Below are 22,955 nucleotides of genomic sequence, written 5' to 3'. Positions count from 1 at the left end.
TTTTAGCTCCAGGGTTGAAGATTATTCATGCCAACGCTCGACAGTATCGACCGCAATATCATCCGTTGCCTGCGCCGTGATGGGCGCATGACCAACAGCCATCTCGCCAGCGAAGTAGGGCTTTCGCAGTCCGCCTGTCTGCGGCGGGTGCAGATATTGGAAGAAAGCGGCGTTATCCGTGGTTATACGGCCATCGTCGGTTCATCCGACGGCGATGAGCGGCTCGTCGCTATCGTACGCATTACGCTTGACCGGCAGACAGAGGAGTTTCTGAATCGTTTCGAGGAAGCGGTGCGGCGGCACCCTGAAGTTCAGGAATGTTATCTCATGACAGGCGATGCGGATTACATTTTGCGCGTCGAAGCCGAAAACGCTGCGGCTTATGAGATCATTCACAAGGAAATCCTGTCGCGATTGCCCGGTGTCGCGCGCATCCATTCCAGTTTCGCAATCCGCACGGTGCTTCTGTCAAAAGCACCGACTTCACGCGGCTGAAATGAAAAAAAGCCCGGCACTGACCGGGCTTTCTATCCGAAAGATCACTTTCTTTAACGGAATTCGTAGCGAAGACCGGCGCGGATCGTGTGCATGTTGAAGCCATTGTCCTTGGCCTGCGTTCCGGTGGCGCCCGGTCCTTCGGCATTGCCGTAAGGGTTGGTGCTGCGATCGGCTGCGTCAAAACCGTAGGCTTTGCCACCATTGATGCGCATATAGCGGTAACCGACATCAAGTTTTAGCTGCTCGGTGAGATCGTAGCTGACACCGGCCATGAGAGCCATTGCGAAGCGCCAGCTGTCGAGGCCGTCCTTTTCGCTGGAATAGGTGCAGCCTGCGCAGACTTCGTGGGTTTTCCAGTCGTCATATTGCACATAGGCGGCGCCAAGACCCGCGCCGAGATAAGGCGTCACAGGTCCTACACGCGGCAGGTCGACATAGGCGTTTGCCATGGCCGTCCAGATATTGGCTGTCGAGGAATCCTCGTAGTTGCAGTTGTCCTCGACCGGATTGAAGCCCTTGGCAGATTTCACATAGCTCGGACAGGCGGTGCGACCGTTGATGCCTGCACGGAAGAAGTCGAGTGTGGCATCGGCGCGGAACATATCGGTGAAGCGGTAACCGACACCCACGCCGTAAGTTGCGCCTGCTTTGAGGTCGAAATCATCGTAGCGTAGCGTGTCGTCAATGCCGCGATAGGGCGGATCGAACTGGTTCCAGAAGCTCCAGTCGCCATCCGTGCTGGATTTGAAATTGTAACCGAGATCGCCACGAATATACCAGCCGGACGAATTAACCGGTTCCGGCATGGGTTCAATAACAGGGTCTGCAATTATGTCGGCGGCAAACGCCGCTCCTGATCCCGCCATCAGACTGATAGCCACGATGGCAATGGCGGAAGTGCACTTCATCGGTTCCCACTCCAAATCCGAACAGAAAAACGGCTCACAAGCCGTACTGCCGGATATGGTAAAGAGATATGTTTAACACTTGGTTATTTTTAAGTAACCTTGCGGTGCATCAGTCGCCGGTACTCGCGTGTGACGCGATGTTATGCAAGCAATTTCTAAAGTATAGGAGCCGACGCGAGGCCGGCTCCTGTCGTTATCAGAAGTTTATCGAATGGATGATCGAATTGTCGATATCGTTGATATCCCGCTTGCCGCAGAGCGCCATCGTGACATCCAGTTCCTTGCGGATGATGTCGAGTGCCAGCGTTACGCCGTCCTTGCCCATGGCGCCGAGGCCATAGAGGAACGGGCGACCGATATACACGCCCTGAGCGCCAAGTGCGCGGGCCTTGAGCACATCCTGGCCGGAGCGGATGCCGCCATCGACATGCACTTCGATCTTGTCGCCAACGGCATCAACGATCGGCTGCAGCATGGATATCGAGGACGGTGCGCCATCCAGCTGACGTCCGCCATGGTTCGACACGATGATCGCGTCGGCACCTGATTTGGCTGCCATCTTGGCATCTTCCACATCGAGAATGCCTTTAAGGATCAGCTTGCCGCCCCATTGTTCCTTGATCCAGGCAACGTCGTTCCAGTTGAGCTGCGGATCGAACTGTTCAGCCGTCCATGAGGAGAGCGAAGAAAGGTCGGTAACATTCTTGGCGTGACCGGCAATGTTGCGGAACGTGCGGCGCTGCGTGCCCATCATGCCGAGGCACCAGCCGGGACGGGTTGCCATCTGCCAGATATGCTTCGGGGTGAATTTCGGCGGGGCGGAAAGGCCGTTGCGGATATCCTTGTGGCGCTGGCCGAGAATCTGGAGATCGAGTGTCAGCACCAATGCCGAGCAGCCAGCCGCCTTGGCGCGACCGATCAGGTTCTTCACGAAATCGCGGTCCTTCATCACGTATAGCTGGAACCAGAACGGCTTCTTTGTCACCGAAGCGACGTCTTCGATGGAACAGATGCTCATGGTCGAAAGGGTGAAGGGAACGCCAAAGGCTTCGGCAGCCTGTGCTGCCAGCATTTCACCGTCCGCGTGCTGCATGCCCGTCAGGCCGGTCGGTGCGAGAGCCACCGGCATGGACACTTTCTCGCCGATCATCGTCGTTTCCAGCGAACGGTTCGTCATGTCGACGAGAATACGCTGGCGCAGCTTGATCTTCTTGAAGTCGTCTTCATTTGAGCGATAGGTCGACTCGGTCCATGCGCCAGAATCCGCGTAATCAAAGAACATCTTGGGGACGCGGCGCTGGGCAAGCCGCTTCAGATCGGCGATTTCAACGATGTTGGGCATCTATCCCACCCCTTGTGGTAATTTTTCTTGACCAATCGCATGACGGATCGCGCGGCCGAAATCAAGTACGAACAAGTATCGAATAACAATTGCCTCGCGGTTAATTGAAGGACCGTGTAATTCCACTTATGATATTGGCACCCGCCCAAGGCATCTTTGCCACTCGAAGAAGGCGGTCCCGCAACTGGGTTAGAGGGTAACGGATGAGCAAGGCCACCAAGACCGGTTTCATCGGCAAGCGATCCGCTGCAGCGGGTGGATGGGGTGCATTGAAGAGCTGCGGCAAGCAATTGCTTGCAAGTGGCGCTCCTCTTTCCGGCGCGCGCACGCTTCTCAAGGCGAACCAGCCGGACGGTTTCGATTGCCCCGGTTGTGCCTGGGGTGATCCGGAACATGGCTCATCTTTTGAATTTTGCGAAAACGGTGTGAAGGCTGTCGCCTGGGAGGCGACCGACCGGCGCACGACGCCTGCCTTTTTTCGGGAGCATACGGTTTCGCAGCTGCGCAACTGGACGGATTACGATCTGGAAAATACCGGGCGCCTGACCCATCCGATGCGGTACAATGCTTCGACCGATCAGTATGAAGCCATCGAATGGGATGAGGCGTTCAGGACTATCGGCGACATTCTCAAGAGTTTCGACAGCCCAAACCGGGTTGAGTTCTATACGTCGGGCCGTGCCTCGAACGAGGCTGCGTTTCTGTATCAGTTGTTCGTACGCGCTTATGGGACCAATAATTTCCCCGACTGCTCCAACATGTGCCACGAGGCTAGCGGCGTTGCGCTGAAACAGTCGGTTGGCGTCGGCAAGGGGACCGTCCTGCTGGAAGATTTCGAAATGGCTGATGCCATTTTCGTGGTCGGTCAGAATCCGGGCACCAACCATCCCCGCATGCTGGGTGATTTGCGTCGTGCTGCCGAGCGCGGTGCGCGCATTGTCGTTTTCAATCCGATCCGCGAACGCGGGCTGGAGCGGTTCGCTGATCCGCAGAACAAGCTTGAAATGCTGCATGGCGGCAGCGAAGCCATAGCGAGCGATTATTTCCAGCCGCGTCTTGGCGGTGATCTTGCCGCTTTCCGCGGTATGGCCAAGGCGGTTTTCGCAGCGGATGATGCCGCACTCGCCGCAGGCAAGCCATCAATCCTCGACCGGGAATTTCTCAGCACACATACAGCGGAACTGGAAGCCTATCGCACTGCGGTGGACAGCACGTCGTGGGAAGAAATCGAGGACCAGTCGGGACTTCTCCGGCAGTCGCTGGAGCGCGCCGCAAAGATCTATATGGAATCGGATCGGGTCATCTGCACCTGGGCGATGGGCATCACCCAGCATCGTCATTCGGTGATCACGATCCGCGAAATCACCAATTTCATGCTGCTGCGCGGCAATATTGGCAGGCCCGGTGCGGGTCTCTGTCCGGTGCGCGGTCATTCCAATGTGCAGGGTGATCGTACCGTCGGCATCAACGAACGGCCTCCAGTCGCATTTCTTGATGCGCTGGAAAAGGAATTTGGCTTCAATGTTCCGCGTGAGCCGGGGCACAACGTTCTGGGTGCCATCGGTGCCATGCTCGACGGGTCGGCTCAGGCATTTATCGGTCTCGGCGGCAATTTCGCCCGGGCCACTCCGGATAGTCCGTTGATTTCAAAAGCGCTTTCCGGCCAGCGCCTGACGGTTCATGTCGCAACCAAGCTCAACCATTCGCATCTGGTGCCGGGGCAGGAATCTTTCATCCTGCCTTGCCTTGGCCGCACCGAGATCGACCTCAATTCCAGAGGTGTGGCCCAGATCGTAACAGTCGAAGATTCCATGAGCATGGTGCACGGTTCGGGCGGCATTAATGCGCCTGCTTCATCACATCTTCGTTCGGAAGTGGCGATCATTGCGGGTATGGCGCAGGCGACGCTAGGGCCGCAGCCAGTCAACTGGCTGGAGCTTGCCGACGACTATGATCTTATCCGCAACCATATCGCCCGTGTGTTGCCGGACTTCTACGATTTCAACGCTCGTGTACGGGTTCCGCGTGGCTTCCATTTGCGCAATTCTGCCCGTGAGCTGGAATGGAATACGACAAAGGGCAAGGCCACATTCTGGACCGGCGCCCTTCCGGAAGCTGTCGAGCATCAGCAGGCACGCGGTACGCCGGGGCGTTATGTGCTGCAGACCTTCCGCAGCCACGACCAGTACAACACCACCATTTATGGCATGGATGACCGCTATCGCGGTGTCTATGGCGAACGACAGGTCGTCTTCATGAATGAAGCTGACATGGCGGATATCGGTGTCGAGGCCGGTGACCGGGCTGATATTGTTGGCGAATTCGATGACGGCGTGGAGCGTATCGCGCGCGATTTCCGCTTCGTGCCCTATGATATCCCGCGCGGTTGTATTGCGGGCTACTATCCGGAAATGAACGTGCTGGTGCCGCTCGCCAGTTCTGGTGATGAAAGCTACACGCCCACATCGAAATCGGTGATCGTTTCGTTCCGCCCCCTTAAATCGGCAGCTGCATGATGGATGAGGGCGAAGCGGAATATATGGCGTTCGTCGACGCTTTGATGACGGCGTCCAGCAATTTGACCGGGCTTGGTGCCGGGATCATCGCCGCGCTGGCGCTGGATATCGCGTCGGATAGCCGAACTTTTGCGCGTTCGCTGGGGATCGCTCATGCACTTGTGCTTCGGGAAATTTCAGTGCTCGGGCAGGACCACGGTTATGTGCGGATCAAACAGCGCGATCCGCGCACGCAACGCACACGTTACGAATTGAATGTTGCCGGTAAAAGGCTTGTCGAGGAGGCAACGAGTTAGCCGCCGCCTATATTCTTGAAATTCAACACAACTATATATTTCTACTTATAAATTCTCTGATCGAAGGCAATGCCTACCGATTGCTCCTGAGTAAGTGTTTTCGAAAAGACTTTAATAGCGATAACTATGATTCATCATCTTTTACAACGCCGCTTTTCTCTGCAAAGCTTTAGTTGCATTCTCAACAGAACCAAACCAGTGAGAATCGTGTAAATGGCAGCAAAACCATTCATTTACAGCGTGCAGAATGGGTGGAGGCGCGTTATGTGCCAGCTTGCTCCCCATTTCAAAGCACCCCGTATACTGCTCTTTTGCCTGGGGCTGCTTGCGCCGGGCGCAATGTTGCAGGCGCATGCCGACTCGCTCGACATCGTGCCGGTGGCAGCGGTAAAGGCAGTCGCCAGCGATTATCAACCGAAACTGACCTTATCCGGCGCCATTGCGGCACGGTCGCTTGTCAATGTCTCGTTTCGTCTGAACGGTCAGGTTGTGCAGCGTCTGGTCGAGATCGGCCAGCACGTGGAAAAGGGGCAGCCTCTCGCCAGCATCGATAATGTTGAGCAACAGGCCAATCTGCGCGTTGCACTGGCGTCGAAAGATGCCGCGCAGGCGCAGCTGGTGCAGGCCCAGGCCAATTTTGCGCGACAGAAGGCATTGCTGGCACAAGGGTTCACCACTCGCAGCACCTACGATCAGGCAAACCAGAACCTGCAAACGACGCAAAGCGCTCTTGCCAGCGCTGAAAGCCAGCTCAACGATGCACGCGATCAGCTCTCCTACACTGAATTGCAGGCACCCGTTTCAGGCGTGATTACGGCGCGCAATGTCGAGGCCGGGCAGGTCGTGCAGGCTGCGCAGACAGCGTTCTCGATTGCCGAGGATGGTCCACGCGACGCGGTATTCGATGTGCAGGAAACACTGGTCAATCATGCCAAAATCGGAATGGACGTAACGATTGCGCTGCTGTCCGATGCGTCGATAAGTGCCGAAGGCAAGGTTCGTGAGATTTCGCCGGTGGTCGATGCGCAGACTGGAACCGTACGGTTAAAGGTCGGCATAGCGCAAACCCCGCCTCAGATGGCACTCGGGGCCACAGTGACCGGCACGGTTCATATGGACACGGTGAAGGTGGTCGTTTTGCCATGGAGCGCAATGACTTCGGATGCCGGGCGTACAGCCGTCTGGAGGCTCTCGAAGGATTCCAAGGTGGCAACGCTGGTTCCGATCAAGGTGCTTTCATACGAAAAGGGGCGGCTACTCGTGGAAGGCGGGCTGCAGGAAGGCGAGCTGATCGTCACGAAGGGCGCACAAATGCTGCGTTCCGGCGAACCGACCGAAGTCGTGCAGGAACAGGAAGGACAAGTTGCGCAATGAAGGCGACAATCCAGTTTCCTAACATCCGCACCATGAGCAGTATTGCTGTTATCGCTGCCATGCTTGCGCTTGCCGCTTGCGGAAAAGGTGAAGAGAACACGGCTGAGACGGACCCTGTCCGTCCGGTTCTTTATATGGTGGTCGAGCCCAAGCCCGTAACGCAGACGGGTTTTGCAGGCACGATTGAGCCACGCTATTCCACTGATCTTGCATTCCGTGTGCTTGGGCGAATTATCAATCGGCCTGTTCAGGTGGGGGATATTGTGAAAAAGGACGAGATGGTTGCGATGGTTGATCCATCCAACCTCGATCTTGCCGTTCAGTCTGCGAGGGCTGATCTGGCGAGCGCCGAAGCACAATATGCCAACGCTGCGGCGAGCGAAGAACGCCAGAGCATCCTGCTTAAGGGCAACAACGTTTCGCAAGCCGATTATGATGCCGCCAGACAGGCGCGTGACAGCGCAGAGGCCGGGTTGGAAAAAGCCAGGGCAGGGCTGAAAAAGGCGCAGGATCAGCGCAGTTACGCTGTGCTGCGTCCGGATTATGATGGCGTCATTTCTGCAACGAATGCCGAAGTCGGGCAGGTGGTTGCCGCTGGCCAGACGGTTATGACGGTTGCGCGTCCCGATATTCGCGAAGCGGTGCTCGATATTCCTGACAGCATGACGCAATATTTTGAGCAGGGCACGCCATTCAATGTACAGCTCCAGGCCGATCCGAAAGTGACAGGGCAGGGAACAGTACGCGAGGTGGCGCCGCAGGCTGATGCGCAGACACGCACACGCCGTGTGCGTATTGCTCTCGACAACCCTCCGGAAGGCTTTCGCCTTGGCGCGACGATCCGGGCAGCCAAAGCCGGGCCTGAACAGAATCTTGTGACGATGCCGATACAGGCTTTGCTCGACGAAAACGGCAAGACAAGCATCTGGGTTATCGATCCGCATAAACAGACGGTCTCTCTTCATGACGTGCAGGTGACTGAACGGCGCGGCAACAGTTTCGTTGCCGGTGGCGTGGATGTCGGAAGCTATGTTGCGATTGCCGGTGTGCATGAGTTGAAAGAAGGACAGAAAGTCCGCCTGGACGAGAAAGGAACGGGCCTGTGAAGAAGGGATTTAATCTGTCTGACTGGGCTCTGAATCATCGGTCTCTGGTCTGGTATTTCATGCTCGTCTTTCTGGTGGCGGGCCTGATTTCCTATCTTGACCTTGGTCGTGAGGAGGATCCGGACTTCACCGTCAAGACGATGGTTGTACAGGCCAACTGGCCCGGCGCCTCCGTCGACGAAACGCTCAATCAGGTCACGGACCGGCTGGAAAAGAAGCTCGAAGAACTGGATACGCTCGATTATACGCGCAGCATAACCACGGCGGGCAAGTCGGTCGTGTTCGTCTTTCTGAAAGACACGACGCGGGCCGAGCAGGTCAAAAAGTCATGGACCGAAGTGCGTCATTTTCTGAACGATATTCAGAATACGCTGCCTCAGGGCGTTCTCGGACCGTATTTTAATGACCAGTTCGGTGACGTTTACGGAAACGTCTATGCATTCACGTCGGATGGTCTTTCCATGCGACAGTTGCGGGACTATGCCGAAAGCACGCGGACGAAAATTCTGACATTGCCCAATGCGGGCAAGGTCGAGCTGATCGGCGCGCAGGACGAAGCGATCTATCTGGAGTTCTCGACGCGCCAGATTGCAGCGCTTGGACTGGATCAGCAGGCAATCCTGCAGGCCTTGCAGGACCAGAATGCCATTACGCCGTCCGGTGTAGTGGAAGCCGGGCCGGAGCGCATCAGCGTGCGCGTCAGCGGACAGTTCAATTCGGAAGCGGATCTGCGTGCGGTAAACCTGCGCGTTAATGATCGCTTCTTCCGTCTTTCCGACGTCGCGACGATTACGCGCGGCTATGTCGACCCGCCCGCATCCATTTTCCGGGTGAACGGGCACGATGCGATCGGCCTCGGCATTGGCATGAAGCCGAACGGCAACCTGCTCGAATTTGGCGCGGCACTCGACAAAATGATGAGCCAGGTGACGGCGGAACTCCCGGTCGGTGTCAAGGTCTTCAAGGTTGCCGATCAGCCGGAAGTCGTCAAGGACGCTGTTTCGGGCTTTACCGAAGCTCTGTTTGAAGCGGTTATCATCGTTCTGGCGGTGAGCTTCGTCAGTCTTGGGGTGCGAGCGGGTTTTGTCGTTTCGCTTTCGATCCCGCTGGTGTTGGCAATCACCTTCCTGGCGATGTCTTTGATGGATATTTCCCTGCAACGCGTGTCGCTCGGTGCGCTCATCATCGCGCTAGGCCTCCTGGTCGATGACGCGATGATTGCGGTGGAAATGATGGTGGCCCGGCTTGAGCACGGCGATCCCATCAACAAGGCTGCGACCTATGTCTATTCGCATACGGCTTTCCCGATGCTGACAGGCACGCTGGTTACGATTGCCGGGTTCATCCCCATCGGACTGAACAACAGTCAGGCGGGTGAGTACACGTTCACATTGTTCGTAGTGATTGCGGTTTCGCTGCTTGTTTCCTGGATCGTGGCAGTTCTGTTTGCGCCTTTGCTGGGTGTCACTTTCCTGCCGAAGAAAATGAAGGCGCATGAGGAAAAGCACAGCCGTCTTTTCCAGATATTTTCGCAGGTCCTGCTTGCGTCCATGCGGCACAAGTGGATCACGATCATTACGACCATTGCACTTTTCCTCGTTTCGGTTTTCGGCATGGGCTTTATCGAACGGCAGTTCTTCCCGGAATCCGACCGTCCGGAACTGGTGCTCGACTGGACCTTGCCTCAGAACAGTTCCATCACCGACACCAAGGCCCAGATGGAGAAGTTTGAAGCCACGATGCTCAAGGACAATCCCGATGTGGATCACTGGAGCACGTATGTCGGGGAAGGTGCTATCCGTTTCATTCTCTCCTTCGACGTGCAGCCAGCAAATCCCTATTTCGGGCAGATGGTCGTTGTCGCGAAGGACCTCGAAGCGCGTGACAGGCTCAAGCAGAAATTCAACGAGGTTCTGCGCAAGGATTATGTCGGGACGGATGTCTATGTGAAGTATCTGGAGCTTGGACCGCCAGTTGGCCGTCCGGTGCAATATCGCATCTCGGGTCCGGATGTCCAAAAACTGCGCGGTGTCGCACAGGACTTTGCCGGCATCCTCAGTTCCGACAAGCGGCTTGGAGTGGTGAGCTACAACTGGAACGAGCCGGGTCGGGTTATCCGCGTCGACGTCATGCAGGACAAGGCGAGAAAGCTCGGCATTTCCTCGAAGGATATTGCAACGACCCTGAACGGCGTTGTCGGCGGTATCACCATCACTCAGGTGCGGGATTCGATCTATCTGATCGACGTTATTGTGCGGGCACAGAAACACGAACGCGATTCGATCGATACGCTGCAAAGTCTTCAGATCGCAACCGGTAACGGGACGTCGGTGCCATTGGCCGCGATTGCCAATTTCCGATATGAGCTGGAACAGCCGGTTGTCTATCGCCGTTCGCGTATTCCTACGATCACGGTTGCTGCAGGCATTATCGACAAGACGATGCCGGATACGATCGTCAAGGATCTGGCACCTGCCATCAAGACTTTCGCCGACAAGTTGCCGTCCGGTTATCAGATCCAGATTGCTGGCACGGTGGAGGAGAGCGGTAAGAGCCAGGGGCCGATTGCTGCCGTGGTGCCTCTGATGCTGTTCGTCATGGCGACAATCCTGATGATCCAGCTTCAAAGCTTCCAGCGCTTGTTCCTTGTTGTCGCCGTGGCGCCGCTTGGACTGATCGGTGTGGTGGCTGCCTTGTTACCGAGCGGCAAACCGCTCGGCTTCGTGGCCATCCTTGGTGTGCTGGCACTGGTCGGTATTCTTATCCGAAACTCGGTCATTCTGATCGTGCAGGTCGAAGAGCATATCACCGAGGGCATGCACCCGTGGGATGCGGTGACGCAGGCCAGTCAGCACCGAATGCGACCCATCGCGCTGACGGCGGCGGCAGCAAGTCTGGCACTGATCCCGATTGCGCGTGAAGTGTTTTGGGGACCAATGGCCTATGCCATGATGGGCGGCATCATAGCGGGCACGGCAATCACGCTTCTCTTCCTGCCGGCACTTTATGTCGCCTGGTTCCGGATCAAGGAGCCCGAGCATGGCGTAGATGAGCCACCGGCCGAGGCGCATCCCGCTCCGCAATCGCATTAAACAAAAAGCCCGGTCATGACCGGGCTTTTTTCATGAGATTGTCACTTGCCATTGGTTCTATATAGGTTCTATTATATGAAGTATGAATAGAACCACATTGATCACGGCTATTGAGGAGCGCGGTTTGCACGATCCGCAGCTTACGGGGCCGCTTTACCGGAACCTTGCGCGTATTCTCGGTGAACTGATCGAGGAGGGGCAACTTGCGCCCGCTGTCGGACTGCCGCCGGAGCGCGATCTGGCGGAGCAGCTTGGCGTCGGCCGCATCACTGTTCGCAATGCTTATAAGGAACTGCTGACTCAGGGCGCGGTCGAGGCGCGGCGCGGCAGCGGCACCTTCGTTGCCGAACGCCCGGCCCGCATCAGCCAGCATCTCTGGCGCCTGACTTCGTTTTCCGAGGATATGCTGTCGCGTGGCAAGGAGCCGGGCGCACGCGTTGTCACCAACAAGGTTGACAGGCCGTCGCCCGACGAGGCTTTCCGGCTGGGAATCGGCGTTGATACGACGGTGGTGCGGCTGGATCGTCTGCGCCTTGCCGATGGTGTGCCGATGGCCTTCGAGCGGGCTGTGGTCCCGCGCCATTATCTGGATCAGGATCGCGTCGAAGAAACCTCGCTTTATGGCGCATTGGCAAGGCGTGGCCACAAGCCGGTGCGCGCCTTGCAGCGCCTGACGGCGGTTACACTCGACCCCGGCACGGCACGCCTGCTTGGTGTGCACAGGGGTGCGCCAGCACTTTTGATCGAGCGTGTCTCGCATCTCGAGGACGACCGGATCGTCGAATATACCCGTTCGCACTATCGCGCCGATGCCTATGACTTCGTCGCCGAACTGAAAATTGGAGAATGACCATGAACAGCCCTTCCTCCCTGATGCTGCAGGAAACCGAACAGTCGCCTGCCGTCGTCGCCGGTCTGCTTGAGAAGGAGGCAGGCACCTTTGCGGAAATCGCGCGCATTTTCCAGAAGAACGAACCTGCCGTCATCACCACCGCCGCGCGTGGTTCGTCCGATCATGCGGCGACATTCTTCAAATATCTGATGGAAATCACCATGGGTATTCCGGTGGCTTCCATCGGGCCTTCGGTGGCGTCGGTCTACGGTTCCAAGCTGAAGCTCAAGAACGGATTGCACTTTACCGTGTCGCAATCCGGCGCGAGCCCGGACATTGTTGCAGCGCAGGACGCTGCCAAAAAAGGTGGTGCCACCACAATTGCCGTCGTGAACGTTGTCGATAGCCCGCTGGGTAATGCCGCCGACGTGGTACTCGCGCTCAATGCTGGTGAAGAAAAGAGTGTTGCTGCCACCAAGTCGTTCATTGCCGCAGTCGCGGCATTGTCGGGTGTGGTCGCGTCGGCCAGCGGTGACGCAAGCCTGCAGGCCGGACTGCAGCGCCTGCCGGAGGCGCTTGCTGCAACACGGCCTGACGGTCGCGAAGCGGTTGAAAATCTCCTTTTCAATGCCCGCTCGCTTTATACCGGCGGTCGCGGCACGGCCTTTGCAATCGCGCTTGAGGCTGCGCTGAAGGCAAAGGAAACCGCCAATATCCATGCGGAGGCCTTCTCTCTGGCAGAGCTGATGCACGGTCCGATGCGTCTGGTGGAAGAAGGTTTCCCGATTATTTCCTTCCTGCCGCGCGATGAAGCGTTCGACACCAACATGCAGGCCCTGAAGCGGCTGCATTCGTTTGGAGCGAGCATCGTGTCGCTATCCGATGCGGAAACACCGGGCTTCCGACTGCCATCGGCTAGCACAGGCAATGCGCATCTCGATCCGCTGGTTTCCCTCATCAATTATTACCGCGTCATTGAAGCGGTCACGCGCCGCAAGGGTTTTGACCCAGACAAGCCGCGCAATCTCAACAAGGTTACGGTGACGGTATGACAAGAAAATCGGCAATAGCAGGCGCGCGCATTTTCGACGGCGAGCGCTTTCACGACCAAAGCGCACTGGTGTTCAGCGATGGCAAGACCGAAGCCATCGTGCCGGAAGCGTCACTAGGCGAAGCCTATGATGTCGAGCGCCTGAACGGTGGCGTTCTGGCACCCGGATTCATCGATGCGCAGGTCAATGGCGGCGGCGGGCGTATGCTCAATGACCAGCCGACACCCGAGACCATGTTCACGATTGCCAAGGGGCATCGCAAATATGGAACGACGAGCCTTCTACCGACGCTGATCACCGACACGACGCCGGTGCGCGACCGGGCCATTGAAGCGGCGATTGAGGCAGTCAAGGCCGACAAGGGCGTTGCCGGTCTGCATCTGGAAGGACCGCATCTGGCACCGGCTCGCAAAGGCGCCCATCTGGCGGAACTGATGCGCCCCGTCAACGATGCCGATATCGCGCTCTATATCCATACGGCAAAGCAGATCGGCATCTTGCTGGTCACGCTTGCTGCCGAACAGGTCACGCCTGATCAGGTGCGTCGTTTGAGCGACGGCGGTGTGGTCGTCAGTATCGGCCATAGCGACACGACGGCAGATGAGGCGTTCAAGCGTTTCGATGCCGGTGCGCGAAGCGTGACCCATCTTTTCAACGCCATGAGCCAGATTGGCCATCGTGCACCGGGGCTGGCTGGTGCGGCACTTGATCATCCCGACATCTGGTGCGGTATCGTTGCCGATGGCCATCATGTCGATCCGATGGCGCTGCGGCTTGCTCTTCGGGCGAAACGGGGAGATGCCCACCTGTTCTTCGTGACGGATGCCATGGCTCTGGTCGGTTCGGATTCCGAAAGCTTCGAGATCAACGGGCGTGCCGTCCGCCGTGTGCCAGGCGGCATCTGCTCCAAGCTTGTTCTGGCAGATGGCACCATTGCTGGTTCCGATCTCGATATGGCGTCGGCGGTGCGTTTCGGCGTGGCCGAACTGGAGCTGACGCTGGCCGAGGCACTGCGCATGGCGAGCCATTATCCGGCGCGCTATCTGCATCTCAACGATCGCGGAACGTTCCGTCCCGGCATGCGGATGGACGCCGTCCATCTTGACGATGGGCTGTTTGCGAAAGCCACATGGCTTTCTGGCGGAAAACAGATTTCGGGGTAAGGTCGATGACGGAAATTACAGATCGTTATTTTGATGACCTCATTGCGCGGCTCACCGGCCTGCGTAATCGCCTTGCCGAGCCGATGGCCAAAGCCGCCGAGCTGATTACTGCTGCCGCACTGGCAGACAGCCGCGTCTATGTGTTCGGTACTGGCCATTCGCACATGATGGCGGAAGAACTGCACTATCGCGCGGGCGGATTGGCAATCACTGTGCCGATCCTTTGCGGGGCAATCATGCTGCAGGACGGAGCGGCTGCCAGCTCGCATTTCGAGCGGATCGAAGGAGCTGTGCTGCCGATCCTCGAGCGCTACGGCATTCGCGAAGGTGACGTGCTGATCGTCGTGTCGAACTCCGGTGTGAATGCCGCTCCCATTGAGGCTGCGCGCTATGCACGGGAGAAGGGGGCTGCCGTTATCGCGGTCACTTCCGTCACCTATTCCAACGTCATCGCCAAGGGCCGCACGCAACTGCTTTCTCTGGCCGATGTCGTGCTGGATAATGATGCGCCAGCGGGCGATGCGGTGCTGGAAGTGGAAGGCAGTTCTTTGAAGGTCGGTCCGGTTTCGACGGCGCTTGGTGTCACGATCCTCAATGCCATTTTTGCCGATGTGGCGGCGAAGCTGGTGGGCAAGGGCGACGCACCCATTTATCTGAGCGCCAACATGCCGGGCTCCGGTGAGGTGAACCGGGAACTTGTCGCCCGGTATCGTGACCGCAATCCGCATCTTTGATCAAATTAGAGCGATCTTTCTTCCAAAGTCGCTTGATAGCGCAATCCGGTCAGTGCATTACGCATTCTGGCATGGCGGAGGCCGCATCGTGAACTAGTTTCAAGGCGCGCGCTTTGGCTTGCGCCTTCGAAAATTGAGGAAGTCCGATGCATAATTTTGTCCTGACCGTCACCTGCAAGTCCACTCGTGGTATCGTTGCCGCAATCTCGGGTTATCTTGCGGGCAAGGGTTGCAACATCATCGATAGCGCCCAGTTCGATGATTTGGATACCGGTCGTTTTTTCATGCGCGTCAGCTTCATCTCCGAAGAAGGCGTAGCGCTTGATGTGCTGCGTGAAGGCTTTGCGCCCGTGGCAGCTCCGTTCGAGATGGAATTTGAATTCCACGACAACGCCCAACGGACAAAAACCTTGCTGATGGTTTCCCGTTTCGGCCATTGCCTGAACGATCTGCTCTATCGCTGGAAGATCGGCGCTCTGCCAATCGATATCGTTGGTGTCGTGTCGAACCATTTCGATTATCAGAAGGTTGTCGTCAATCACGACATCCCGTTCCACCATATCGCCGTGACCAAGGCCAACAAGCCGGAAGCTGAACAGCGCCTTCTGGATATTGTCGATGATACAGGCACCGAGCTGGTGGTTCTTGCGCGCTATATGCAGGTTCTGTCCGATCAGCTTTGCCAGAAGATGTCGGGCAAGATCATCAACATCCACCACTCCTTCCTGCCATCCTTCAAGGGCGCGAACCCTTACAAGCAGGCCTACGAGCGCGGTGTGAAACTGATCGGAGCCACGGCGCATTATGTCACCGCTGATCTTGATGAAGGTCCGATCATCGAACAGGATGTCGCCCGTATCACGCACGCACAGAGTGCGGCGGATTATGTGTCTATCGGACGTGATGTCGAAGCGCAGGTTCTGGCACGCGCTGTTCACGCGCATATTCATCATCGCTCGTTCCTCAACGGCAATCGCACGGTTGTATTTCCGGCTTCGCCTGGTTCTTTCGCCTCCGAACGTATGGGCTGATCGACCAGTCGATATTTACGCACTGACGGTCTGCAAATGGCGCTTCTCTGCGCTTCCGGTGCTCATGTACCTTAAAGTACACTCCGCTCCGGTTCTCGAGAAAGCACCATTTTCGCCGCGTCATTGCAAAAATCTCAACCGGTCGATGCATTGTGCCAATAAAAAACCCCGCCGAAGCGGGGTTTTCTTTTGATCTGAAATCAGATCGATTAGTCGATGTCGAAGGAAACGCCCTGTGCGAGCGGCAGAGCCTTCGAGTAGTTGATGGTGTTGGTTGCGCGGCGCATATAGCCTTTCCACGCATCCGAACCCGACTCACGACCGCCACCGGTTTCCTTTTCGCCGCCGAATGCACCGCCAATTTCAGCACCCGAAGTACCGATATTGACGTTCGCAATGCCACAATCCGAACCCTCAGCCGAGAGGAAACGTTCTGCTTCCTGCAGGTTGAGCGTGAAGATCGACGAGGACAGACCTGCGCCAACTTCGTTGTGGCTTGCCAGCACGTCGTCGAAATCCGAATACTTCATGACGTAAAGGATCGGTGCGAAGGTTTCTTCAAGAACCGGACCTTGCTGCTTCGGCATTTCGACGATGGCCGGACGCACATAGTAAGCATTTTCATGGCCAGCATCGACGCGTTCGCCGCCCTGTACCTTGCCGCCGTGAGCAGCAGCTTCCTTGAGGGCCTTCTGCATGTTGTCGAAAGCAACCTTGTCGATCAGCGGACCGACCAGAGCGCTGGTTTCGAGCGGCGAACCAACGGTGACGCTGGCGTAAGCCTTCTGCAGACGCGGAACGAGAGCGTCGTAAACGCTTTCATGTACGAAGAGACGACGCAACGTGGTGCAACGCTGACCGGCAGTGCCCATTGCGCCGAAAGCAATCGCACGCAGAGCCATGTCGAGATCGGCCGACGGGCAGACGATACCGGCATTGTTGCCGCCGAGTTCGAGAATTGCGCGAGCAAAACGCTTGGCCAGACGCGGACCGACTTCGCGGCCCATGCGGGTCGAACCGGTTGCTGAAACGACCGGAACCTTCGGGCTGTCGACGAGGACTTCACCGATTTCACGGTCGCCGAGCAGAAGCAGCGAGAGGCCTTCCGGTGCATCGCCGAAACGCTTCAGCGCGCGCTTGAAGATTGCATCGCAGGCAAGAGCGGTCAGAAGGGTCTTTTCAGACGGCTTCCAGACAACCGAGTTGCCGCAAACGATTGCAAGAGCAGCATTCCACGACCAGACAGCAACTGGGAAGTTGAAGGCAGAGATAACGCCGACAACACCGAGCGGATGCCAGGTTTCCATCATGCGATGGCCAGCGCGTTCGGTTGCAATGGTGAGACCGTAGAGCTGGCGCGACAGACCGACGGCGAAATCGCAGATGTCGATCATTTCCTGTACTTCGCCGAGACCTTCCGAAGGAATCTTGCCAGCTTCGAGCGAAACAAGACGGCCGAGGTCTTCCTTGGAAGCGCGCAGTTCTTCACCGAGCAGGCGGATCAGTTCGCCGCGCTTCGGTGCCGGAACGTTGCGCCAGGCGCGGAAGGCTTCATCGGCCTTGTCGATGATCTTGACAGCATCTTCCTTGCTGTGGGTCTTGACCGCAGCAATCTGTTCGCCCGAAACAGGGCTGAAACCGGCAAGGTCGCCGCCGGTATAAGCGGATGCATCGACGCCGAGTTTGGAAAGCAGATCGGCGGCTTCCTTCTTCACGTCGATTTTTCTAACAGCGGTGTTCATGGCTTTCCTCTCTGTATGAGTTGTTTGCGCATAGTCCTGTCCAAAAAGTCTGCAACTTTTCGGGGCTATGCGTTTATTCTGCCGCTTCGAGGCCCTTTAGACCTGCCTGAACGGCTTCGATGGATTCGCGTTCGATGCGGGCATAGTGCTCGAACTCATTAAGCACTTTCGCACCCAGATCATCCTCGAAACGCTTCTGGTTCGGGCTTTCAACAAATTCCTGTGTTTCGTCGTCGCCCAGATTGGACTGGAATATACCGGCAGCACTCACCGGCAGGAAGTCTTCATAGATGATCGGGTCGAACTGAACCGCGCCAGCTTCAATCAGAACCTCAATATCGGTGCCCGGCTTGTAAGCTTCAAGCTTTGCAGCGTCCTTGACCGAATAAGCGAAGTAGCCGAGGCCTTCTTCACGCACGCCAGCCCATGTGTCCGGGAAAGCGGCAAAAGTGTCGCTCAGCGCCTTCACATATTCAGCTGCATTCGAGCCGTCTGGGGCAGGGCGGGCAACGGCGCGGGTGTCGTTGAGCAGCTTGTCGTAAAGCGCGCGGCCCTTCGGCGTGAGCGCTACGCCGCGCTGTTCGATTTCACCGAAACGGGCAGTGTGCGAGCCCGGCGTCCAGGTGCCGTCTGCATTGACGAAGGATACTTCTTCTTCCAGCGCCTTGAACGAGGTCTGGCGCAGAAGGATCGGGCACTTGCGGGTCGGAGGACCTTCAACGACGGCTTTCGGGTTAATACCGCGATCCGGCATCTGAACCTGCACGGCGTCGATGTCGAGCGTGCGCGGCGTCAGATGGTTGATATGTGGGCCCTTGAACGACACGACATCGGCGATCAAGCGATGCGCGTCATGCAGGCGATGGTAAAGCTCGGCGCTGACATTGGCATGATCGTGCCAGCGGAAGGTTTCCAGTACTTCAGCAACAAAGGCTTTCGCGTCGTCGTCGTTGAGGCCGCCTTCGGCTTCAGCCTTTTCGACAAAAGCGATGGCTCCGGCAGTGAAGATGTTGCGCTTCAACAGGACTTCTTCCGATTCAGCGCGCAGCTTTTCATCGGCGATGAGGTCGAGGCGCAGAAGCGAGGTGAAGACACGGAACGGATTGTGCTTCAGTGCCGCATCGTCAACCGGGCGGAAGGCGGTCGAATGAACTGGAACGCCTGCGGCGCTGAGGTCGTAATAGCCGACCGGGAACATGCCCATGACCGCGAAAACACGGCGCATCATGGAAAGTTCAGCAGCTGTGCCGAGGCGGATCGCGCCGTGACGTTCTTCAGAGATGCGTTCAAGCGAATCTGTTTCCGTCAGACGTTCATGCAGGTGACTGTCATCAGCAAGCACCTTGGCGTTCACATCGGCAACGAGTCCCATCAATGTGCCATAAGCAGGTACTTCCTGCTTGTACATGGCGGACATTGCTGCCGAAAAAGCCGAGCGAATGGCGTCCGGTGAAACGAATTTCTGGTCTTTCATGGCGAAAATTTCCGTCGAGTGGGGCATCTTCGGGTGGTGCATGTCTTGTTTGGGAGGAACATGCATGGATTATGATGAAAATGTATCATATAGACCGTTTTGCGGTTATGCTTGCGACGAAAGCAACTATGTTAATGCGAGAATGGAATGAAGCTGAGCAGAAGACTGATCCCGGACATCGCCACGCTGCAGGCATTCGAGTGTGCCGCCCGTCACGGCAGTTTCACGCAGGCTGCGCATGAGCTCAATCTCACCCAGAGCGCTGTCAGCCGTCAGATCAAGGATCTTGAAAGCCAGCTCGGTGTTCTGTTGTTCGAACGCATCCGCCAGCGCATTCTGCTTTCCGACGCAGGCAGGAAATTTTTGCCGGAAGTGCGGCGTCTTCTGAACCAGACGGAGGACACGATGTTGCGCGCCATGGCTTCGGCGCAATCAACGTCTTCTTTCAGTGTGGCTACATTGCCGACATTCGGCACGCGCTGGCTGATGCCGCGCATTTCCGATTTCATCGAAAAGCATCCCGGCATTGCCATCAATGTCGCGTCGCGCTCCGGTGTCTTCGACTTCGAGGAACAGCCGTTCGATCTGGCTATCCATTATGGACAGCCGGTCTGGGCACATGCCACCTGCACTTTCCTGTGCAGCGAGGTCATCGTGCCGGTTGCCAGCCCGGCCCTGTTGAAAGCGCGTCATCCGTCGGCCCCGGAAGAGCTTGAGAATGAGCCCTTGCTGCATCTTGCGACGCGGCCCAAAATGTGGGCGCAATGGTTTGAAAGCTGCGGTGTCGAGGGGCGGTCGGCCTATCGGGGGCATCGCTTCGATCAGTTCTCGATGGTCATTGGCGCGGCGTTGGCCGGTCTGGGTTTCGCGCTCCTGCCGCTTTATCTGATTGAACAGGAATTGCTCAGCGGTGAGCTGGTCATGCTTTTCGAGAAGCCGATGCGAACCGAGAATGAATATTATCTCGTCGTGCCGGAAGGAAAGCTGGAAAATCCGCTGACGCAGGTGTTTTGTCAGTGGATCGCCGGGCAGGTAGGGAATACGGATTATTCGCCGTTGGTTCATTCCAAACCGGAATGAATTGTTGCGCAAATAACGCTGTCCAACCGGCTTTCGCGGCGTGAAATAGAAACAGTCGGGCAGGGTGCCCGTATTCCACTATTTAAAATGGTTGCTCTCAATGCTGAACGATCCGCGCTCCCATGGTCTTTGGGAAAAGACCGCCCCTGCCGCCCCCGAGACGAATGCGCTGCAAGGTGATCTGACTGCGGATGTCGTGATTGTGGGTGGCGGTTTCACCGGTCTTTCGACCGCTCTGCATCTGGCCGAAAAAGGCACGCGAGCCATCGTTCTCGAAGGTATCGAGATCGGCTATGGCGGTTCGGGCCGCAATGTGGGTCTGGTCAATGCGGGCATGTGGGTCATGCCGGATGATCTGCCCGGCGTGCTTGGCCAGAAATATGGTGACCGGTTGCTCGATGTCCTCGGCAATGCGCCGAAGCTCGTCTTCGAAATCGTTGAGAAGCACAAGATCGCCTGTGAAGTCGAGAAGCAGGGCACGCTTCATTGCGCTGTTGGCAAGAAGGGCCTGAAGGAACTTGAAGACCGCCATGAGCAGTGGGCGCGCCGCGGCGCCAATGTGAAGCTGCTCGACGCCAAAGAAACCGAAGCCAAGGTTGGAACCAAGGCCTATGCTGGATCGCTGCTCGATCTGCGCGCCGGTACGATCCAGCCGCTCGCTTATGTGCGCGGGCTTGCCCATGCCGCCATTACCGCTGGCGCGACAGTATTTACCGGAAGCCCGGTGATCGGTGCCGAAGAAAAGAACGGCAAATGGGTGGTCAAGACTGCCAAGGGTTCCGTGACGGCCAACTGGGTGGTTGTGGCGACGAATGCCTACACCAATGCGCCATGGCCGGAAGTGCGCGCCGAGCTGGTTCATCTGCCATATTTCAACATGGCTACAAGGCCACTGTCGGATAATCTGAAAAAGAGCATTCTGCCGGAACGTCAGGGTGTGTGGGATACGAAGGAAGTCCTTTCATCCTTCCGTTTCGACCAACAGGGCCGCCTTGTCTTCGGAAGCGTTGGCGCACTGCGCAATACCGGCGCTGCCGTGCATAAGGCATGGGCGAAGAAATCGTTGAAGCGTCTTTTTCCGCAGATTGGCGAGGTCGAGTTCGAAGCCGAATGGTATGGCAAGATCGGCATGACCAATGACAGCCTGCCGAAATTCCATCGCCTCGCGCGCAATGTGGTTGGATTCTCCGGTTACAACGGCCGTGGCATCGCGCCGGGCACAGTCTTCGGAAAACTGCTTTCGCAGCTTGTTTCAGGCGAGATTAACGAAGACGATCTGCCGCTGCCGGTCAGCGATCCGAAGGAACAGAATTTCCGCGGTCTGCGTGAAGCCTATTACGAGGCGGGTGCGCAGGTTGCACATGTCGCCGAGATTGTTATCTGATCTGTTGATCTTTTTACCGGGAATGCGTTTGCGGTTGTCATAAAACCGCATTGCAATTCCTCTAATGCCATCCGCATCTTCTCCATACTTGGAGATACGGATGGCTGTTCGGCAAAACATTCAATGTCTTACAAGCCTTCCGATGGTTATGATTCCGCCGGGAGGCTTTTGCTTTTCCGGGTTCACGTTGCAGGATGTTTGACAGGTGCACCATGAATGGAAATGATCGTGCCTATCGCCATGGCAGTATCTGCGCGCTATCACTTCGCACGCGTCAGGATTGTACCGGCATCGCTGGTCATGCTGGCGAACATTATACAGAAATTCGAGGAGCGAATCCCATGAACAAGATGCTGAAGCGGGCTGCTGTCGTACCTGCGCTTCTTGCTCTTTCCATTGCCGTGGCACAGGCTGATACGCTGACGCTCTATACGTCACAGCCGGAAGCGGATGCGACAAAGACGGTTGAAGCTTTCCGCAAGGCCAATCCGGACACCGATGTGCAGATTTTCCGCTCTGGCACGAGCGAACTCCTCACCAAGCTTGCCGCCGAGTTTTCGGCTGGCGCGCCGCAGCCTGACGTTCTGCTGATCGCTGATGCGGTGACGATGGAAGGTCTCAAGAAGGACAAGCGCCTGCTTAGCTATCCGGAAGCCAAGGTTGATGGTTTTGCTGCGGATAGCTATGACGCCGACAAGACCTATTTCGGCTCCAAACTGATCACCACTGGCATCGCCTACAACACGGGTGCCGCACAGAAGCCGGAACATTGGGCCGATCTCGCCAAGGCCGATTACAAAGGCCAGGTGGTCATGCCAAGCCCGCTTTATTCGGGCGCTGCTGCCTATCTCCTGAGCGGCTTTGCACTCAATAAGGATATTGGCTGGGATTACTTCAAGAACCTCAAGGCCAATGAGCTGGCAAGCGTTAAAGGCAATGGCGCCGTGCTGAAGTCGGTTGCGAGCGGCGAAAAGCCATATGGCATTCTGGTTGACTTCATGGCGCTCAATGCCAAGGCCAAGGGTTCGCCGATCGAGTTCGTCTTCCCGTCGGAAGGTGTGCCTGCCGTGACCGAACCGGTTGCGATCATGGCAACCGCCAAGAACGTCAACGGTGCCAAGAAGTTCGTCGATTTCATCCTGTCGGATGATGGCCAGAAGCTGGCATTGGAGCAGGGCTATCTGCCTGCCAAGGAAGGCGTTGGTCGCCCGGCATGGCTGCCGGAAGGCACCAAGATCAATATCATGTCTATCGACACCCAGAAGGTTCTCGATCAGACTGATGCCGACAAGAAGCAGTTTTCCGAGCTGTTCGGCGGATAAGGCATTTTA

Annotated in this window: 18 protein-coding genes; 14 read left to right on the top strand and 4 right to left on the bottom strand. The window is 57.0% G+C overall.

What is annotated here, in order from left to right:
* Positions 1–27: 27 nt before the first annotated feature.
* Entirely contained in the window at positions 28–495 is a 468-nt protein-coding gene (locus FG152_RS12670; protein ID WP_010659515.1) for an Lrp/AsnC family transcriptional regulator, read from the top strand.
* 53 nt (positions 496–548) lie between these two features.
* On the opposite strand, the gene FG152_RS12665 is transcribed toward FG152_RS12670, so the two are convergent.
* Both FG152_RS12665 and FG152_RS12660 read right to left on the bottom strand, forming a co-directional pair.
* Positions 549–1,406 (bottom strand): outer membrane protein, encoded by an 858-nt coding sequence (locus FG152_RS12665; RefSeq protein WP_010659516.1) that lies wholly within the window; start codon positions 1,404–1,406, stop codon positions 549–551.
* Positions 1,407–1,602: 196 nt separating this feature from the next.
* Complete coding sequence (locus FG152_RS12660) at positions 1,603–2,748, bottom strand: alpha-hydroxy acid oxidase (RefSeq protein ID WP_010659517.1); 1,146 nt, start codon at positions 2,746–2,748, stop codon at positions 1,603–1,605.
* Between the two features lie 203 nt (positions 2,749–2,951).
* Here FG152_RS12660 and FG152_RS12655 point away from each other — a divergent pair, with 203 nt between their 5' ends.
* From FG152_RS12655 to purU, 10 genes are all read left to right on the top strand, one after another.
* Complete coding sequence (locus tag FG152_RS12655; protein WP_010659518.1) at positions 2,952–5,264, top strand: FdhF/YdeP family oxidoreductase; 2,313 nt, start codon at positions 2,952–2,954, stop codon at positions 5,262–5,264.
* A complete protein-coding gene (locus tag FG152_RS12650) occupies positions 5,261–5,560 on the top strand; it encodes a hypothetical protein (RefSeq protein ID WP_010659519.1) in 300 nt (99 codons plus the stop codon). The genes FG152_RS12655 and FG152_RS12650 overlap by 4 nt, the downstream gene beginning before the upstream one ends.
* Before the next feature lie 339 nt (positions 5,561–5,899).
* Complete coding sequence (locus FG152_RS12645; protein WP_376749533.1) at positions 5,900–6,934, top strand: efflux RND transporter periplasmic adaptor subunit; 1,035 nt, start codon at positions 5,900–5,902, stop codon at positions 6,932–6,934.
* 32 nt (positions 6,935–6,966) lie between these two features.
* A complete protein-coding gene (locus tag FG152_RS12640; protein WP_373366441.1) occupies positions 6,967–8,040 on the top strand; it encodes an efflux RND transporter periplasmic adaptor subunit in 1,074 nt (357 codons plus the stop codon).
* Positions 8,037–11,132 carry an efflux RND transporter permease subunit gene (locus FG152_RS12635; protein WP_010659522.1) on the top strand — a complete coding sequence of 1,032 codons (3,096 nt, stop codon included), beginning with the start codon at positions 8,037–8,039 and terminating at the stop codon, positions 11,130–11,132. The genes FG152_RS12640 and FG152_RS12635 overlap by 4 nt, the downstream gene beginning before the upstream one ends.
* An 82-nt stretch (positions 11,133–11,214) precedes the next feature.
* Complete coding sequence (locus FG152_RS12630; RefSeq protein WP_010659523.1) at positions 11,215–11,982, top strand: GntR family transcriptional regulator; 768 nt, start codon at positions 11,215–11,217, stop codon at positions 11,980–11,982.
* 2 nt (positions 11,983–11,984) lie between these two features.
* On the top strand, positions 11,985–13,016 hold the full coding sequence (locus FG152_RS12625; protein WP_010659524.1) for an SIS domain-containing protein: 1,032 nt from the start codon (positions 11,985–11,987) through the stop codon (positions 13,014–13,016).
* On the top strand, positions 13,013–14,179 hold the full coding sequence (gene nagA / locus FG152_RS12620; RefSeq protein ID WP_010659525.1) for an N-acetylglucosamine-6-phosphate deacetylase: 1,167 nt from the start codon (positions 13,013–13,015) through the stop codon (positions 14,177–14,179). The genes FG152_RS12625 and nagA overlap by 4 nt, the downstream gene beginning before the upstream one ends.
* Before the next feature lie 5 nt (positions 14,180–14,184).
* Positions 14,185–14,913 (top strand): SIS domain-containing protein, encoded by a 729-nt coding sequence (locus FG152_RS12615; RefSeq protein ID WP_010659526.1) that lies wholly within the window; start codon positions 14,185–14,187, stop codon positions 14,911–14,913.
* A 146-nt stretch (positions 14,914–15,059) separates the two neighbouring features.
* Complete coding sequence (gene purU, locus FG152_RS12610) at positions 15,060–15,944, top strand: formyltetrahydrofolate deformylase (protein WP_010659527.1); 885 nt, start codon at positions 15,060–15,062, stop codon at positions 15,942–15,944.
* A 209-nt stretch (positions 15,945–16,153) separates the two neighbouring features.
* Here purU and amaB read toward each other — a convergent pair whose 3' ends face one another.
* Together amaB and hglS are read right to left on the bottom strand one after the other, a co-directional pair.
* Complete coding sequence (gene amaB, locus FG152_RS12605) at positions 16,154–17,686, bottom strand: L-piperidine-6-carboxylate dehydrogenase (protein WP_010659528.1); 1,533 nt, start codon at positions 17,684–17,686, stop codon at positions 16,154–16,156.
* Positions 17,687–17,759: 73 nt separating this feature from the next.
* Positions 17,760–19,160, bottom strand: a complete 1,401-nt coding sequence (hglS, locus tag FG152_RS12600) for a 2-oxoadipate dioxygenase/decarboxylase HglS (protein ID WP_010659529.1) — start codon at positions 19,158–19,160, stop codon at positions 17,760–17,762.
* Positions 19,161–19,307: 147 nt separating this feature from the next.
* Here hglS and FG152_RS12595 point away from each other — a divergent pair, with 147 nt between their 5' ends.
* The 3 genes from FG152_RS12595 to FG152_RS12585 all read left to right on the top strand — a co-directional run bounded on the left by FG152_RS12595 (position 19,308) and on the right by FG152_RS12585 (position 22,946).
* Complete coding sequence (locus FG152_RS12595) at positions 19,308–20,240, top strand: LysR family transcriptional regulator (RefSeq protein WP_010659530.1); 933 nt, start codon at positions 19,308–19,310, stop codon at positions 20,238–20,240.
* 100 nt (positions 20,241–20,340) lie between these two features.
* Positions 20,341–21,624, top strand: a complete 1,284-nt coding sequence (locus tag FG152_RS12590) for an NAD(P)/FAD-dependent oxidoreductase (protein WP_010659531.1) — start codon at positions 20,341–20,343, stop codon at positions 21,622–21,624.
* 341 nt (positions 21,625–21,965) lie between these two features.
* Positions 21,966–22,946, top strand: a complete 981-nt coding sequence (locus FG152_RS12585; protein WP_029376048.1) for an ABC transporter substrate-binding protein — start codon at positions 21,966–21,968, stop codon at positions 22,944–22,946.
* Positions 22,947–22,955: the final 9 nt, after the last annotated feature.

Origin of the sequence: Ochrobactrum sp. XJ1 (assembly GCF_024701725.1) — a bacterium.
Lineage (GTDB): Bacteria > Pseudomonadota > Alphaproteobacteria > Rhizobiales > Rhizobiaceae > Brucella > Brucella anthropi.
Note: the sequence above shows the minus strand (reverse complement) of the source record. Positions and strands in the feature narration are given on the sequence as shown.